Source organism: Bacillus sp. B4EP4a (genome assembly GCF_006680105.1).
Lineage (GTDB): Bacteria > Bacillota > Bacilli > Bacillales > DSM-1321 > Peribacillus > Peribacillus simplex_E.
Genome location: NZ_VHIK01000059.1, coordinates 81,172 through 96,955, shown reverse-complemented (window position 1 = coordinate 96,955; position 15,784 = coordinate 81,172). Strand labels below are relative to the sequence as shown.

11 protein-coding genes and 1 riboswitch are annotated in these 15,784 nt (G+C 39.5%); of the genes, 9 read left to right on the top strand and 2 right to left on the bottom strand.

Translation table 11 applies throughout. From position 1 onward, the window contains the following. Positions 1 to 13: 13 nt before the first annotated feature. A complete protein-coding gene (locus tag FNK51_RS23805) occupies positions 14 to 880 on the top strand; it encodes a carbon-nitrogen hydrolase family protein (protein ID WP_141994916.1) in 867 nt (288 codons plus the stop codon). 71 nt (positions 881 to 951) lie between these two features. After that, a complete protein-coding gene (locus tag FNK51_RS23800) occupies positions 952 to 1,953 on the top strand; it encodes a C40 family peptidase (RefSeq protein WP_141994915.1) in 1,002 nt (333 codons plus the stop codon). A 556-nt stretch (positions 1,954 to 2,509) separates the two neighbouring features. On the opposite strand, the gene FNK51_RS23795 is transcribed toward FNK51_RS23800, so the two are convergent. Beyond that, positions 2,510 to 2,884 carry a Na-translocating system protein MpsC family protein gene (locus FNK51_RS23795; protein WP_179086106.1) on the bottom strand — a complete coding sequence of 125 codons (375 nt, stop codon included), beginning with the start codon at positions 2,882 to 2,884 and terminating at the stop codon, positions 2,510 to 2,512. A 242-nt stretch (positions 2,885 to 3,126) separates the two neighbouring features. Next, positions 3,127 to 3,268: riboswitch (cyclic di-AMP (ydaO/yuaA leader) on the top strand. 719 nt (positions 3,269 to 3,987) lie between these two features. On the opposite strand from FNK51_RS23795, the gene kdpA reads away from it, so the two are divergent. The 6 genes from kdpA to FNK51_RS23760 all read left to right on the top strand — a co-directional run bounded on the left by kdpA (position 3,988) and on the right by FNK51_RS23760 (position 14,445). Beyond that, on the top strand, positions 3,988 to 5,661 hold the full coding sequence (kdpA, locus tag FNK51_RS23785; RefSeq protein WP_141994913.1) for a potassium-transporting ATPase subunit KdpA: 1,674 nt from the start codon (positions 3,988 to 3,990) through the stop codon (positions 5,659 to 5,661). Positions 5,662 to 5,683: 22 nt separating this feature from the next. Further along, positions 5,684 to 7,723 (top strand): potassium-transporting ATPase subunit KdpB, encoded by a 2,040-nt coding sequence (kdpB, locus tag FNK51_RS23780; protein WP_141994912.1) that lies wholly within the window; start codon positions 5,684 to 5,686, stop codon positions 7,721 to 7,723. Positions 7,724 to 7,748: 25 nt separating this feature from the next. Next, positions 7,749 to 8,306, top strand: coding sequence for a potassium-transporting ATPase subunit KdpC (kdpC, locus tag FNK51_RS23775; RefSeq protein ID WP_141994911.1), 558 nt, complete (start codon positions 7,749 to 7,751; stop codon positions 8,304 to 8,306). A gap of 63 nt (positions 8,307 to 8,369) precedes the next feature. After that, positions 8,370 to 10,685 carry a histidine kinase gene (locus FNK51_RS23770; protein WP_141994910.1) on the top strand — a complete coding sequence of 772 codons (2,316 nt, stop codon included), beginning with the start codon at positions 8,370 to 8,372 and terminating at the stop codon, positions 10,683 to 10,685. 140 nt (positions 10,686 to 10,825) lie between these two features. Further along, positions 10,826 to 12,625 (top strand): S9 family peptidase, encoded by a 1,800-nt coding sequence (locus tag FNK51_RS23765; RefSeq protein WP_141994909.1) that lies wholly within the window; start codon positions 10,826 to 10,828, stop codon positions 12,623 to 12,625. Positions 12,626 to 12,894: 269 nt separating this feature from the next. Next, positions 12,895 to 14,445, top strand: coding sequence for a histidine kinase N-terminal 7TM domain-containing diguanylate cyclase (locus FNK51_RS23760; protein WP_141994908.1), 1,551 nt, complete (start codon positions 12,895 to 12,897; stop codon positions 14,443 to 14,445). 102 nt (positions 14,446 to 14,547) lie between these two features. Here the strand turns inward: FNK51_RS23760 and FNK51_RS23755 are convergent, their stop codons facing one another. Continuing rightward, on the bottom strand, positions 14,548 to 15,261 hold the full coding sequence (locus FNK51_RS23755; RefSeq protein WP_141994907.1) for a class I SAM-dependent methyltransferase: 714 nt from the start codon (positions 15,259 to 15,261) through the stop codon (positions 14,548 to 14,550). Positions 15,262 to 15,436: 175 nt separating this feature from the next. On the opposite strand from FNK51_RS23755, the gene FNK51_RS23750 reads away from it, so the two are divergent. Then, a complete protein-coding gene (locus FNK51_RS23750; protein ID WP_098372242.1) occupies positions 15,437 to 15,697 on the top strand; it encodes a hypothetical protein in 261 nt (86 codons plus the stop codon). Positions 15,698 to 15,784: the final 87 nt, after the last annotated feature.

Below are 15,784 nucleotides of genomic sequence, written 5' to 3'. Positions count from 1 at the left end.
TGGGAGGGCTTTTGTGAAAATTAAAATAACGGCTTGTCAATTTCGAGTAGAAAAAGTGTCAAATTTCAATGAATTTCAGAAACAAGTAGAAGACTTGATCACCCAAGTTCCCGAAAACTCGGATTATATCATTTTTCCTGAACTGTTAACCATCGGGTTATCAGCGGCCTTTGGAGAACAAGATGCTTCGTCCGTTATCAGGATTGATGAATATACCAATCAATACAAAGATCTTTTCAGTTCACTTTCCAGAAAAAGAAAGCAGGTCATCATTGCGGGCACGCATCTAGAACGCCGCGAAAATGAATACTTCAATATCGCATACATTTTTGATAAAGATGGATCGGTCGTTGAGCATAAAAAAACTCATATCTTTCCTGCTGAAGCGAATTGGCATACTTCTGAAGGTGATGATCTGGAAGTTTACTCCGTAGGTCCGGTTAAGATAGGAATAGCGGTATGTTATGAAGCGGAGATACCTGAAATTTCAAGGATATTATCTGTGAATGGGGCCGACATCATTTTTTGCCCATCATACACATTTACTGAGGCTGGTTTTTGGCGGGTACGCCATTGCGCACATGCACGTGCAATCGAGAATCAGGTATATTTTGTTCATTGCCCCACTGTTGGTGAACCAGGGACACCGCTGCCGAACGGATACGGCCGCGCCAGTATACTTAGCCCTTGTGACAGCGCTTGGCCAGCAAATGGAATAGTAGCCGAGGCGGTAATGAATGAACATACAATCATTACCGGTACGGTCGATATGGACGAACTATATGAGAATCGAAAGAATGGTGCGGCGACCACTTTCAAGGATCGTAATCGCCGAAAAGATATGTATGCAAAATATGAGCCTTATCAAGGGCTGAAATAATCTGTTGAAAAAACACTATTAATACAATAGTGTTTTTTACTAATAAAAACTATTTCGAAAGGGTGATTATTTTGCAAAGGTTAACCGTTGTAGTGCTATCTTTATTTGCTCTTAGTATTTTAGTATTCAGTCCCAATGAAGCTAGTTCAAGAGAGAAGGAGAGAATTGCCTATGTGGATGTAGCCGTGGCCACTCTTTGGACGGAGCCGGGATTATTAAGGGAAATCGATACTCCTTCTGCATCGAATCCCGTTGATTTGAATGCCTGGATCGGCTCGATGAATTATGAAGACAAGCTGTGGCTTGTGGGTAACTTGGAAACACAAGCTTTATATGGTTCAAAAGTGACGATTTTAGAAGAAAGGGGTGAATGGGTGAAAGTAGCCGTTGCCAATCAACCGACGCCCCGAAATGATATTGGTTATCCAGGATGGATGCCAAAGGCACAATTAAAAGACGGAAATTCTATTGAGAAGCAATTTAAACGAGGATTTGCCCTTGTAAATGCCCCGAAGACTTGGCTTTATTCGGATTCGAAACTTCGGTCCAAATTCATGGAGGTCAGCTTCGATACCCGCCTCCCGCTATTGCAGGTTAAAAAGGATAAAGTAAAGGTGATGACACTAAGTAATGGAGCAAAATGGATAGAAAAGCAGGATGTTTCCGTCTATCAAAATGAAAATCAAATACCAGCTCCAACCGGTAAGGACATCGTTGAAACAGGAAAGGTATTTTTAGGGCTTCCTTACCTCTGGGCTGGAATGTCCGGATTTGGATTTGACTGTTCTGGATTTACCTATACAATGTACCATGCTAATGGAATAACGATCCCAAGGGACTCTTCCATTCAGGCGCAATATGGCAAAAAGGTGGAACAAGAAAATCTTCAGCCAGGTGATCTACTATTTTTTGCCCATGATAAAGGGAAAGGAAAGGTCCATCATGTCGGAATATTTATTGGTGACGGCAAAATGATCCATTCGCCTAACAGCTCAACACATGTAAGGATAGATGAAATTAAAACATCCGGATACGGAGAGGAATATGCCGGAGCAAGAAGATATATCGATTGATTTTAAAAACCTGAGAGCACCGTGCTCTCAGGTTTTTTTATGTAAACAAGATTTCAAATCTCTCTAACGGATGACAAAACTTATGACCGACCAATGCCCTTATCTTCCTGCATATACTGAAAAACCATTTCTTCATGTCTCCTTATCACTATTTCCTCAAAAGTTATATTTTGATATACCTTTTATTGTTGTTAAGTTTATGGTTCATACTATTGTGTATTGTGTGACGAATACATATGGGTTTTATGAAGATGAATGGATACAAGTTTCAGGAAAATCATCCATCCGCCATTCAAAGCGAACATCCCGTATCTCATATTGATGATAGGAATAGGAGTGAAGAACCTGAATATCCGTATACTTTTATAGTGTATTAAGTTGGAATAACCAAACTGTTTTTCATGATTGGTGATTTTACCTTTTATTTAAAAGAACAATAAACATCAGTGAAGGGGCAGTAATATTTGTCGTCCCACTGATGTTTTCTTCATATAAAGTTCTTTTGAAATAATTTACTGTAATATTTGTTTGGTAGAATCGTAACTTTATAGCTTTTTTACTTGATCGTTTCAAAAAGACGTTCTAAATCCTTATCCATTATGAAAACTTCAATTCTTTCACCTGTTTTGGTGCTTATATCACTGTGAGAAGAAAGAACCTTACATCCGGTATGATCTTCAACAATTTTTTCGTAATCCTTCGTGTACATTTCACGAAGCAGCGAACGCATTTTCTTTACAAGTTTTTTACCGGAATTGTGACTTACAAGGTGCTTTTCCTCAACAGTCAGAACACCCTTGAAACGGGTTATCAACATATCATTGATAATATACGTTTTAGTTTCTTGAGGTCCTCTTCCAATCAATTCGCGCTGGAACTTAATGAATGCTTCACTTATTTCAGCTTCAAGCCTTTTTTTTGTATTTATCATAATGCCTCCAATTACCTGACCAATTTATGGGGTTTATCATAATGCCAGGTTTGAGTTCTTGTCAATAACAGTTTGTAAAACTTTAGAAAAATGCGAAATAGTTAGTGTTTTAAAGAAATAAAGCACTCTTGTAGCTTAAATGGTTAAATATGGTCTGTAATGAACGAATATGAAGGTTTTTAAAGATTTATTTGAGTTTACAAACCTTCGGTGAGGAGCGTACAATAACCTCAAGAAATACAATTTGATACCGGCCAAATCTCAAGTGATTGAGAACGGAGGACCCACTATTTTTGGGGTTAATTCTGCATTTGCAGAAGGGATGAGATACTCTTTCGCCATCCTACCCGTCAGCTAACTTCGTCGGCTAAAGCGAAGGAGGTCATAAGACCACCTTGTTTCAGGAGGCTTTTTTGTTATGCTATAGCAAAATGGCAATCTGACATTTCGTAGGTCTTTTTATTATGCCTATAATTGAAAAGGTTTCTTGGAAGACGGATCGCAAAGTAAGCTTTTTGGCTTGCTGGGCGTTAAGTAGACCAATGATTACTTTTTCTCCAACTATATGTTTGCTTCTGCATATCTTTTCTTTTTCTGATGCGTCAAAGCTCGTGACGCTGTAAGAATAAGGATTTATTTGAGCAGGGCAGCTGTACTGGGGGAAAGTAAGCATTGGTCTATTTTTTTTGCCTTAACTGACGTTTTCCTCTGCCTGAGAAAAGTCAAAGTGTTTAAAAAACGAAAGAGATTATCCAATTTCATTCAAAGAAAAGGGATGTAAACGATTGAAACCATGGTTTTAGTTTTTTAGCAAAAGGTCTTCTAGATTAAGATACTTACCTTTTAAGGAGGTGGATCGGAATAAAAGTTTTTAGTAGCTGTGTGGGAGGAGTGATACAAAATGGATGTGATAACAATTTTACTAATGGTTACACCGTTTATTCTCTTTTTAGGGTTCATTCATTTTTGTAATAAAGTCATAGCAAATGAGGGTGAGTAGCGTGATGTTTTTAATGATCATCGTCGGAGCGGTTACACTGTATTTAATACATGCCTTAATATATCCGGAAAAATACTAATGGTTACTATCGGAGGAATTGCAAATGGATTTTTTACAAATCGTTGTGGTATTGGCAATTGCGGTAATATTAGCCGTGCCATTGGCTAAGTATTTAACGAGTGTTTATTCTCTTGAAATAACGAAACAAGATCGCATTTTTGGAAGTATGGAACGTTATATCTATAAACTGTCCGGAATTAAGACGCATGATATGACTTGGCAGCAGTACGCCAAGGCCCTGTTATTGAGTAATTTAGTGATGTTCTTTATCTCTTATATGATCCTTCGTTTCCAAGGGGAGTTACCAGGCAACCCCAGTGATGTAGACGGCATGGAGCCATTGCTGGCATTCAATACCGCTGCAAGTTTCCTTACGAATACCAATTTACAGCATTATAGCGGGGAATCGGGCCTGTCATATTTATCTCAAATGGCAGTAATCATATTCCTGATGTTCACGACCCCCGCTACAGGCCTTTCAATGTGTATGGCTTTCTTTAGAGGGTTAACTGGTCAGAGGAATCTAGGAAACTTCTATGTGGATTTAATCCGTACGATTACCCGAGTGCTGCTTCCCTTATCGATTTTGATTGGTTTAATCCTTGTGTCCCAAGGGGTTCCGCAAACATTTAGCCCTACTGCAATTGCGACAACATTAGAAGGAGCAACCCAAAATATAGCAAGGGGACCTGTAGCGGCACTGGAATCGATTAAGCACATAGGTACAAACGGAGGAGGGTTCTTTGGGGTTAACTCAGCCCATCCATTTGAAAATCCTAATGGTTTCACTAATGTATTAGAAATATTATCCATGTTTCTTATACCTGCTGCCCTTCCGTTGACGTTTGGATATATGGCGAGAAATAAGAAGCAAGGCTGGATCTTATTTTCAGCGATGGGACTCATGCTACTTCTCTTCTTGGGCATGACTTATTTTAATGAAAAAAATGGTAATCCATCTTTAGAGCAAATAGGCCTTTCACAAGAGAATGGGAGTATGGAAGGGAAGGAGGTTCGTTTCGGGGTAGCTCAGAGTGCATTATTCACTAGCATCACTACAGCGGCCACTACAGGGTCGGTAAATAATATGCATGATACCCTAACGCCTCTGGGAAGTATAGCTCCACTGGCAATGATGATGGTGAATTGTGTATTTGGCGGAGAAGGTGTGGGGACAATCAACATTCTCATGTATTCAATAATGGCTGTATTTCTTGCCGGCCTTATGGTGGGACGTACACCTGAGTTTTTGGGTAAGAAGATTGAAGGGCAGGAGATGAAATTAATAGCTATAGCCATTCTTCTCCACCCATTGATCATATTAGTTCCATCCGCCATCGCTTTAGCGACACAAATGGGATCAGCAGCTATTTCAAATCCTGGCTTTCATGGTATTTCTCAAGTAGTTTATGAGTTTACCTCTTCTGCTGCCAATAATGGTTCCGGTTTTGAAGGCTTAGGTGACAATACACCTTTTTGGAATATTTCCACCGGTTTAGTCATGTTGTTCGGCCGTTACTTTTCCATGTTCGCAATGATTGCGGTCGCAGGATCATTACTGGTAAAGAAACGTGTTCCTGAGACAATGGGAACATTCAAAACGGATAATGGTACCTTCCTTGTCATTCTGTTAGCAACGGTTTTAATTATAGGAGCTTTGACCTTCTTTCCCATAATGGCACTTGGACCAATTGCTGAATGGCTTACGATTAGATAAATGTTGAAAAGGAGCATTCCAAATGAGTACAGAGCGAATTGCAAATTTAAATAAGAGCATTGTTTATGAGGCAGGTAAAGATGCACTCAAGAAATTGAATCCAAAAGTCATGGCTCGCAATCCAGTCATGTTTGTTGTTGAAGTGGGATTTGTCATTACCTTAATTCTGTCTATATTCCCTGAAATTTTTGGTGGAATAGCTGACAGGGGGTATAACGTTGCAGTAACCATCATTTTATTTGTAACGATCATTTTCGCTAATTTTGCGGAAGCTCTTGCTGAGGGACGCGGAAAAGCACAAGCTAATAGCCTGAAAAAGACAAAGCAGGATACAAAAGCAAGGTTAATCCAGAAAGATGGTTCCATAAAAATAGTCGATGCCTTGCATTTACGTAAAGGCGATATTGTTTTAGTGGAGGCAAACGATTTAATACCAACCGATGGAGAAATCATCGAAGGAGTGGCTGCCATAGATGAATCAGCGATCACGGGTGAATCAGCTTCCGTAATAAAAGAACCTGGTGGAGATTTCAGTTCTGTAACAGGAGGTACAAAAGTCATCAGTGATTTTATCAAAGTTAAAGTCAGTGCAGACCCTGGTGAATCCTTCCTTGATCGGATGATTAATTTGGTCGAAGGAGCTAAAAGGCAAAAAACACCGAATGAAATCGCACTAGGTACACTCCTGGTTAGCTTAACCATCATCTTTTTACTTGTATGTACCACGCTGGTTCCGATTGCGTCATATATTCATGTTACCCTTCCGATTGCTACCTTGGTAGCTTTACTGGTTTGCTTGATCCCCACAACGATAGGCGGTTTGCTCTCAGCTATAGGAATAGCGGGGATGGATAGGGTGACACAATTCAATGTTATTGCGAAGTCTGGAAAATCTGTCGAAGCCGCTGGTGATATCAATACAATCATCCTTGATAAAACAGGAACGATAACACATGGAAACCGCATGGCCTCTGACTTAATACCGGCTAGCGGTATTAGTCAGGAGGAGCTTACCCAATATGCTGTATACGCATCTTTACATGATGATACCCCTGAGGGCCGTTCCGTTGTGGAATTCGCCAAAAAAATCGGGTTGCCTGAAAATACGCTGAATAAAACCGGTTCGGTAGGAATTGAATTTACAGCTGAAACCAGAATGAGCGGAACTGATTTTTCTGATGGGAAAAGGATCCGAAAAGGTGCGGTTGATACGATCATGAAATATATAGAGCATCAAGGGGGAGAAGTGCCAGCCGGTTTAAAAGATACTTGTGATGAAGTGGCCAAAAAAGGCGGTACCCCACTGGTTGTCACAGAGGGAAAACGTATACTTGGCACAATCTACTTGAAAGATACAGTGAAACCAGGCATGAAGGAACGATTTGATGAGTTAAGGAAAATGGGGATTAAAAGCATAATGTGCACGGGGGATAACCCTTTAACTGCTGCAACTATTGCCAAAGAAGCAGGTGTCGATGATTTTATCGCAGAAGCTAAGCCGGAGGATAAAATCTCCGTCATCAAGCGGGAACAAGCGGAGGGCAAGCTTGTTGCTATGACTGGAGATGGCACAAACGATGCCCCTGCATTGGCACAAGCAGATGTAGGGTTGGCGATGAATACAGGAACAAACGCGGCGAAGGAAGCCGCTAATATGGTGGATTTAGATTCGGATCCGACAAAAATCATTGAAGTGGTAGCCATTGGCAAACAGCTGCTCATGACCCGGGGGGCATTGACAACCTTTAGCATCGCTAATGATGTAGCTAAATATTTTGCGATAATCCCAGCCATGTTCATGTTGGCGATACCTCAAATGAAAGCCCTGAACATTATGGGTTTAGCAACACCACAAAGTGCCATATTATCAGCTTTAATATTTAACGCCATTATCATTCCATTGCTAATACCATTGGCAATGAAAGGGGTTAAATATGTTCCTATGAGCGCTACAAGATTGTTGAAGAGGAATTTGGCCCTTTATGGAGTGGGGGGAGTGTTAGTTCCATTCATTGGAATTAAAGTGATTGATTTACTTCTTGTCGTGTTAAGAGTGGTTTAAAAATATAAATTAAGGGTGGAATTCCATGTTAAAAAACTTACGTTTGGTTATTGTGCTTCTTCTCATATGTGGAGTGGCTTATCCGGTGCTGATGACAGGCCTGGCACAGTTGACGATGTCCGCAAAAGCAGAGGGCAGTTTAATTAAGAATGAATCGGGAGAAATAATCGGTTCCGAAATGATCGGCCAATCGTTTAAAGATTCTCGGTACTTTCAAGGTCGTATTTCATCTATTGAATATGATGCAGCTAATTCAGGTACGTTAAACTATTCTCCTTCAAATGAGGAGCTCATTGATAGGACAAAAAAGGATATTTCAAAATTTTTAGAAGAAAACCCTACTGTCGATAAAGCAGACATACCATCTGATTTAATGACAAATTCGGGGTCAGGGCTTGATCCCAATATTTCCCCTAATGGCGCGAAGGTTCAGGTTTCCCGTATTGCTCATGAAAGGGGATTATCTGAAAAAAAGGTATATCTTCTTGTGGAAAAACATACGAGCAGCCGATCGCTTGGAATTTTTGGTGAACCGCGAATTAATGTTTTGGAGTTGAATATGGCATTGGACAAATTGAAATAATGAAGATTTGGAGAGTTTAGTAGACTCACCTTTTGATATAGAACAATAATTGGAGGTGGTTATATGTCGGAACAGTTTCGAAGGAAAACACCAAATGAAATTAAAGAGTCGATTTCCAATATCAAAAGGGGACGGCTGAAAATCATACTTGGAGCTGTAACCGGTTCAGGCAAGACTTATCAATTGCTTCTTGAAGGAAATGAAATGAAGAAACGTGGGATTGATGTAGTTGTCGGGGTCGTTAATAAGTCCTGCAGTCCTGAGACACTTAAGCAATTAGGCAGTCTAGAACTTATCCCGATTATAGAATGGGAGCGAAATGGACACGTAGAACAGGATCTTGATTTAGATAAGATTTACAAACGGAATCCGGAGGTTGTTTTAGTTGATCGATTGGCTCATGAAAATCATATAAATTCAAAAAACGCCACCCGATTGGAAGACGTTATGGAATTAATTAAGAATGAAATCAGTGTCATTACGACGATAAATATTTATGAGTTGAAAGGAGTGAAGAAAGTCGCAGAGCAATTGCTGAATCTGCCGCTTCACGTAGAGGTTACGCTTCCAGAAGATACTTTGACAAAGGCTGATGAAGTACGTTTATTGGACGTCACTCCAGAAGCCATTTTAAAACGTCTGCAAAATGGGGAAATCGGTAAAAAAAACGAAGGGACGTTACAGTTTTACAACAACGGAAATCTTGCCACCCTTAGGGAATTGTCACTTCGGTTTTTAGCGGAAGAAGTGGAAGATGACCTAACTGAACACAGGGAACTAGAAGGGTTAATGGGACCTTCAGGTGCCACGGAACGAATATTGGTCTGTGTACAATATCATTGGAATGGCTCCATATTAATAAGAAGAGGAGAGCAAATTGCCAAACGGTTGGGAGGAGAGCTTATAATCGCCAGCTTTATCCCACTATCCAAAAAACTATCAGAAGAGGAAGAAACCTTTAAAAGCTCCATGCAAAAACTGATCAATAAATTAAATGGGAGTTTTATCGAGATTACAATGAATGGTGACGAAATAGCAGAAGAAATAGTTGGATTCTCCATGAGTCATCATATAACTCGAATTATCCTGGGCCAATCCAAAAAGCCACAGTGGGAAGTAATTGTCAACGGTTCCATAGTCAATAAAATATTGAGAAAATCCAGTGGCATCGATGTATATATTATGGCAGACCGTGTAAAAGCATTTGGTGAGCGGGTCATCCCCGCTATCAAGACGGAAAAAAAGAACGAAAATCCTTATCGCAGACTCTCCCCTGATGAAATGCACGATAAATTGGAACAGGTAAAAAAAGGGACGTTTAAGATTTATCTCGGAGCTGCTCCAGGTGTTGGAAAAACCTATACAATGCTTAGGGAAGCGAATCAATTGAAGGAAAATGAAATAGATGTAGTGATTGGATTATTGGAGACACACGGGCGAAAAGAAACAGCTGCCCAAGTGGGAAATTTAGAAATCTTGCCGAAAAAACTCATTCCATATAAAAACGTAATTTTGGAGGAAATGGATCTAGATGCGATTATCATTCGGAATCCTGAAGTGGTCTTAATAGATGAATTAGCACATACGAACGTACCGGGAAGCAAGAATCAAAAAAGATATCAAGATGCAATGAACATTTTGGAAGCCGGAATTTCGGTTATTTCCACGATGAATATTCAACATATAGAAAGCTTGAAAGATAGTGTGAAGCAAATTACTGGTGTTTTCGTAAGAGAAACAGTACCTGACAGCATTCTCCACTTATCGGATGAACTTGAGTTGATCGATATCTCACCAAATGCTCTCAGAAAAAGGATGGAGGAAGGTAATATTTATGCCATGGATAAAGTCGAACAGTCCCTTAGCCATTTCTTCAAGACACAGAACCTTATAGCGTTGAGAGAACTTGCGCTCCGAGAATTGGCGGATGATGTGGATGACAGATTAGAATCCATGAAACGGAAGGAAGGAGTAAGAGGTCCTTGGAGAAAAGATGAAGTGATTTTTGTCTGTGTCAATCTTAGAGCGAATTCTGAGCGTTTAATTAGAAGGGGGTTTCGTATAGCCTATCGACTTAAAGCGAATTGGTATGTTATTTTCGTCAAACATCAAAATGAACTGCGAACTGATGAAAAATTGATACTTGATAAACTGCTAAGCCTTACACATCGCTTAGGAGGCGTTTTTAAATTATATACAACGAGGGATAGGCAATCTGTGGTCAAGGAGATCAAGAAACAATTACACACTAAAAAAGCAACACAAGTCATTTTAGGGCAATCAGCAAGAACGAGATGGCAAGAAATTATGGGTGGATCCATTGTTGCTCGTCTTCTAAGAGAAGCTAGACATCTTGATGTTTTAATCGTAGCTGATTAATTCTTATATCAGGGCAGTAATTTTTTAAGAAGTGGCGATCGTGAATTTCCAGATTTCATTTTACCTGCTGGTGTAAGGGAAAATATGGTATAATTAATTACGGATTTTTCTTTATATTATAAATGTAAGGGGTTGCCAAAATGATCACTTTTCCAAAACCTGATGTTGAGCAATTTTTACGAACCTTTTCCATTGCTGATTTTGCTGTAAGTCCAGATGAAAAACATCTGGTTTTCAGTACCAATTTGAGCGGCAAGTATAATTTATGGGGAATGGATTTGCCAACCTCTTTTCCATATCCGCTTACATCCATTGATCAGAGCTGCCAAGAGCTGATATATGATAAGAAGAGCCGGTTTATAATTGCTGGTTTCGATCAAGACGGCAATGAAAATACCCAGTTTTACGGGGTTCCTTTGAATGGCGGGACAATGAAGGAAATCGTCCATCATGAAAATACACGTAATTTCATGCCAAAATTATCGAATGACAGTAAAAAGCTCTATTACACGACATCCAGAGGAAATCCTTCCTTTCTGAATTCCTATTGTTTAGATTTAGAATCAGGACAGGAGAGGCTGGTACTGGAGGGGAAAGGCGCAGCGACCTATTTATTTGGCTTCAGCCCAGATGAAGAAACCTTACTTTACTATAAACACTTTGCTAATACATATACCCTTCTCTATGCAAAAAAAGGGAACGAAGATATCCTGCTCACTCCGCCCTCTGAGAAACAACACACAGTGAATGATGGTGTTTTTGTTTCGGATTCGATGATATATTTATTGACTGATTATGATTCGGACTTTACCTATTTGGCTTCATACCATCTTGAAACAAACAAATTCAGTAAAGTTAAAGAATTGGAGAATGAGAGTTTTACTGCCATTAAATATAGTAAAGAGAATCAACTATTATATATAACCAGTCAAAAGGGTGTAGAGGATCAATTATATGAATTCAATCTGCAAAATGAAGGTTGGAGAAATATTCCCGTGCCGTGCAGCGTCATTAATAAACTTGAGGTTGCTTCATCTGGCACGCTTTACTTATTTGGCATGAGCGCAACAAAGCCTCATAATATCTATAAAAAAACAGGTGATGAGTGGGTATCATTAACTAAATATACTGTTCCTGGCGTCGATTCCAATGAATTGGTTGAACCGGACATCATTACATACCCTTCCTTTGATGGCCTGGAGATCGAATCGTTATTTTTTAGGGCAAAAAGGGAAAACGACAATGGTGAAGTCATTTTTTGGCCACATGGAGGTCCTCAAGCGGCAGAACGGAAGTCCTTTAGGGCATCATTTCAATTTTTCCTAAATCACGGTTACAGTATTTTTGCGCCAAACTTCCGCGGTTCTACTGGATATGGTTTGGAATTCACGAAAATGGTTGAGGGAGATTGGGGAAATGGACCAAGACTTGATAATGTAGCCGGCCTTGATTGGCTCATTAACCAAGGGCATGCACAAAAAGGTAACATTCTATTGATGGGGGGAAGCTTCGGAGGGTATATGGCACTTCTGCTACACGGTCGTCATGCGGATTATTTTAAAGCGGTTGTCGATATTTTCGGACCATCCAACCTCTTCTCATTTATCAATTCCGTTCCAGAAGACTGGAAGCCAGTCATGGATCAGTGGGTAGGAAATCCGGAAAAAGATAAAGAAAAACTAATCGAGTTTTCGCCTATCACCTATTTAGAATCCATGATAAAGCCAATGCTTGTCATTCAAGGAGCAAACGATCCCCGTGTCGTCAAAGCAGAATCAGATCAAATCGTTCGAGCGTTGAAGGATAAAGGAAGAGATGTCGATTATATGCTTCTGGAAGATGAAGGACATGGATTTTCCAAAAAAGAAAATGAAATTGCCGTCTATCAAAAAATACTCACATTCTTAAAGCGATTCACAGCAATAACAGAGAAGGTATAATCCGCATCTAAAAATTCGTTTTATTTCATTTAATTGGAAACCCTGCCACTCACGTTCAAAGCGATGAAGCAGGGTTTTTATGTTTGAAAACTGGATGTTATTTTAGGTTCGGCGGTTTGGGGAGTTAATAAATAGCTTCCCAATTTGGCGTGTTTAAAAAAACCTGACAATTAAAATTCAGAATTCCCTGAATAAACTCTGGTCACCTAGTCATAAAGTGCTATATAATATACGGAAAAATATTTTTTTGTTAAACGGAGTTGATCGCATTGCCACGGGAATTATTGTTATACATACTCGTAGTTATAATGGCAGGTGTTTTAAGCTTGTTCCTATGTTTATTTGCACAGTTAAGGATCAAGGATGCACCTGGAGCAAAACCCTATATTCTCGTGACATTATTGTCTTCCATTTTTACTTTTTCCTATGCTTTCGAACTTTCCAGTACATCTTTGGAACAAATCATATTCTGGTTAAGGGTCGAGTACTTGGCCTTACCATTCATCCCAGTATTCCTTTTGTTGATGTGCATTGAATATATAGGGCAGAGAATTAAGAAGGTTTGGCAATATGCGCTCTTCATCATTCCGTTCATCACCATCTTCTTGCATTATACAAATGACCTTCATCACTTGTATTACAAATCAATGGAATTGAGAAGCGATAGTCCTTTTCCAATTATAAAATTGGTGGGGGGCCCTTGGTTTTACGTCCAATCCCTATTTCTTTTTTTATGTGTCATGATAAGTATAATCATATTGCTAAAGCAGGTGAAAAAATCCTCATTCAGATTCAGGATGCAAATATCAATGATGGTGGCAGGTCTTCTTATTCCTATAATGGCAAATTACTATTATATTAATGGATTAAGCTCATATGGTATCGATCTTGGTCCTGTATCCATGAGTATCACGTTTATCTTTCATGGTGCGGCACTTTTGACTTTTCAAATGTTCAATGTAGCACCGATCGCTCGGGAAACTGTCTTTGAAAGTATGAAAGAGGGAGTCATCGTTTTAAATCAACAGGGTTTGATTGTTGACTATAACCATGGAATGCGCAAAGTCATACCCATGTTGGATGAACATTCCATAGGTAAATCGATTACAAGTGTGCTAAATGGGAATCATCATCTTAGCGAAATAATCGAACTTAAGCAAGACAGTGATTTTAATTGCAGCCTAAATGGTAAATTGGTTCATTACCATATTGGTTTTTCAACCGTGCTCAACAAAAGTAACCTGCCTATCGGACAGATCATCACCTTCACCAACGTAACTGAAAGAGTGCTTATGCTGGAAAAGTTGAAACAACTGGCCAGCTTGGATGGATTAACCCAAATATTGAATAGAACATTTTTCATTTATGAATCGGAAATGTTATTCGATGCTCTAAGCATGGAAGGCGGCAGTGTTTCAGTCATCATGTTCGATATCGATCATTTCAAAGATGTAAATGATACTTTTGGACATGAAACAGGGGATGCGGTCATAACGCTTGTTGCAAATACTGCAAAGGAACACATTCGGGAAGGAGATTTATTGGGGCGTTATGGCGGTGAAGAATTTATCATATGTTTGCCGGACACCGCTTTAGCCACTGCATATGAGTTGGCCGATATTATAAGGAAAAAGGTATCTGAAAGCATTACAGTTGTTAATGAAGAGAAGATTTCCGTTACCTGCAGTTTCGGGGTGACTCATGTCTTAATTAAAGCTGGTGACCGAAGCCAAACCATCAAAACATTGATGCCACGGGCCGACCAAGCCTTATATGCCGCAAAGAAGAATGGACGAAATTGTGTAAAGATCATCGCCTAAGATAACAGAACCATCCGATTAAACCTTGAACTTGTTCTAGGTTTTTTTTATTGTGTTCATAATTCCCGACAATATTGAACTGCATAATGCATAATAAATGCCCTACTTTTTACTTGCTCTGTATACTCTATATCCGAGGCTGTTTCCATAAGATAGAATGAGGCGGTAATGTTCGTCCATGACTCGTTCCAAGGATTCATTCCATGGCTGAACGAGGCTATTTGATGCTGAAGAATTCATTAATTCCTCTAAGACGGTACTCGATCTCAAGATTTTTAAATCTGTAAATCCGTTTTGTTGGAAGGCCTTTAACCATTCGGATTGCGTCAATAATTCTCTTAAATTATAAAAGTCCATGATTTCTTTTTTTGAGGCAGAATCAAGGCTGGTTTCTGCTGTCATATCAATGGATAACAAAGTTCCTTCTAGTTTAAGGACCCTGAAAAATTCACGGAGCGATTTTTGTATATCCGTGAATGCAGTCGTTGATTCGGCTATAATAAAATCAAAAGAATTATTGTCAAAAGGCAGTTCTTCAATTGAAGACTTATATAGGTCAATGTTTAAGTTAGCTTGTTGGAATCTTTTTTTTGCATGTTTCACCATCTCTGGGTGATGATCAAGCGCGGATACTTGGCAAAGAAACGTTTTTGCCAAGTAAGATGAGGTTTGCCCTGTCCCGCATCCGGCATCAAGGATTATTGACGTATGATCGAGTTCTTCATTTTTCAAGAGCTGCTTAGTCAGTTCAAATCCGCCAGGGTGTGCCCCTTCAATTCCGATTATGGCTAGTGCGTCTTGGTATGAGTGGTTCATGGCATAATCTCCTTTGGTACATGTATAAATGTATTTTATGCTTTGGTTTCAAAGAGTGTTTAACCAATGACAAGAAATATGGGAAAGACTTTTAAAGGTTTGGTGGGTATTTAATTCATGCAGGCTAGTCCCCGGATGCATACGATGTATAATCGACGAACAAGGGGAGTGTAAAATGGGTTATCATAATTATTATCATAAATGCAGGCAAGGTGTTGGAAGGCCGGTTGAAATTCGTACAAGTAGAGGAACCGTTCATCGGGGAATCATACACCGGGTTACGCCGAACCGTGTATATATTCGTCCATTTGACGGTGGCGGAAACCTTGGTGGGTTTGGTTATGGAGGCTTTAATGCAGGATTTGGTTGGGGTGCTGCAAATGGATTTGCCTTTGGGGCAATTGCATCTTTAGTTTTTCTCGCATTTCTCTGGTAATCGAATGATGAAAATATTAAAAAACCTGAAAAATCATCAGGTTTTTTTATTTTGTACCCAATGTAATTGTGTTAAAAAATGGAATAA

Excerpts from the sequence above, each read along its gene's own strand:
- FNK51_RS23750 (WP_098372242.1), top strand. The coding sequence starts at position 15,437 with ATGGGTTATCATAATTATTATCATAAATGCAGGCAAGGTGTTGGAAGG.
- FNK51_RS23795 (WP_179086106.1), bottom strand. The coding sequence starts at position 2,884 with ATGATAAATACAAAAAAAAGGCTTGAAGCTGAAATAAGTGAAGCATTC.
- kdpB (WP_141994912.1), top strand. The coding sequence starts at position 5,684 with ATGAGTACAGAGCGAATTGCAAATTTAAATAAGAGCATTGTTTATGAG.
- FNK51_RS23770 (WP_141994910.1), top strand. The coding sequence starts at position 8,370 with ATGTCGGAACAGTTTCGAAGGAAAACACCAAATGAAATTAAAGAGTCG.
- FNK51_RS23755 (WP_141994907.1), bottom strand. The coding sequence starts at position 15,261 with ATGAACCACTCATACCAAGACGCACTAGCCATAATCGGAATTGAAGGG.
- kdpC (WP_141994911.1), top strand. The coding sequence starts at position 7,749 with ATGTTAAAAAACTTACGTTTGGTTATTGTGCTTCTTCTCATATGTGGA.
- kdpA (WP_141994913.1), top strand. The coding sequence starts at position 3,988 with ATGGATTTTTTACAAATCGTTGTGGTATTGGCAATTGCGGTAATATTA.
- FNK51_RS23765 (WP_141994909.1), top strand. The coding sequence starts at position 10,826 with ATGATCACTTTTCCAAAACCTGATGTTGAGCAATTTTTACGAACCTTT.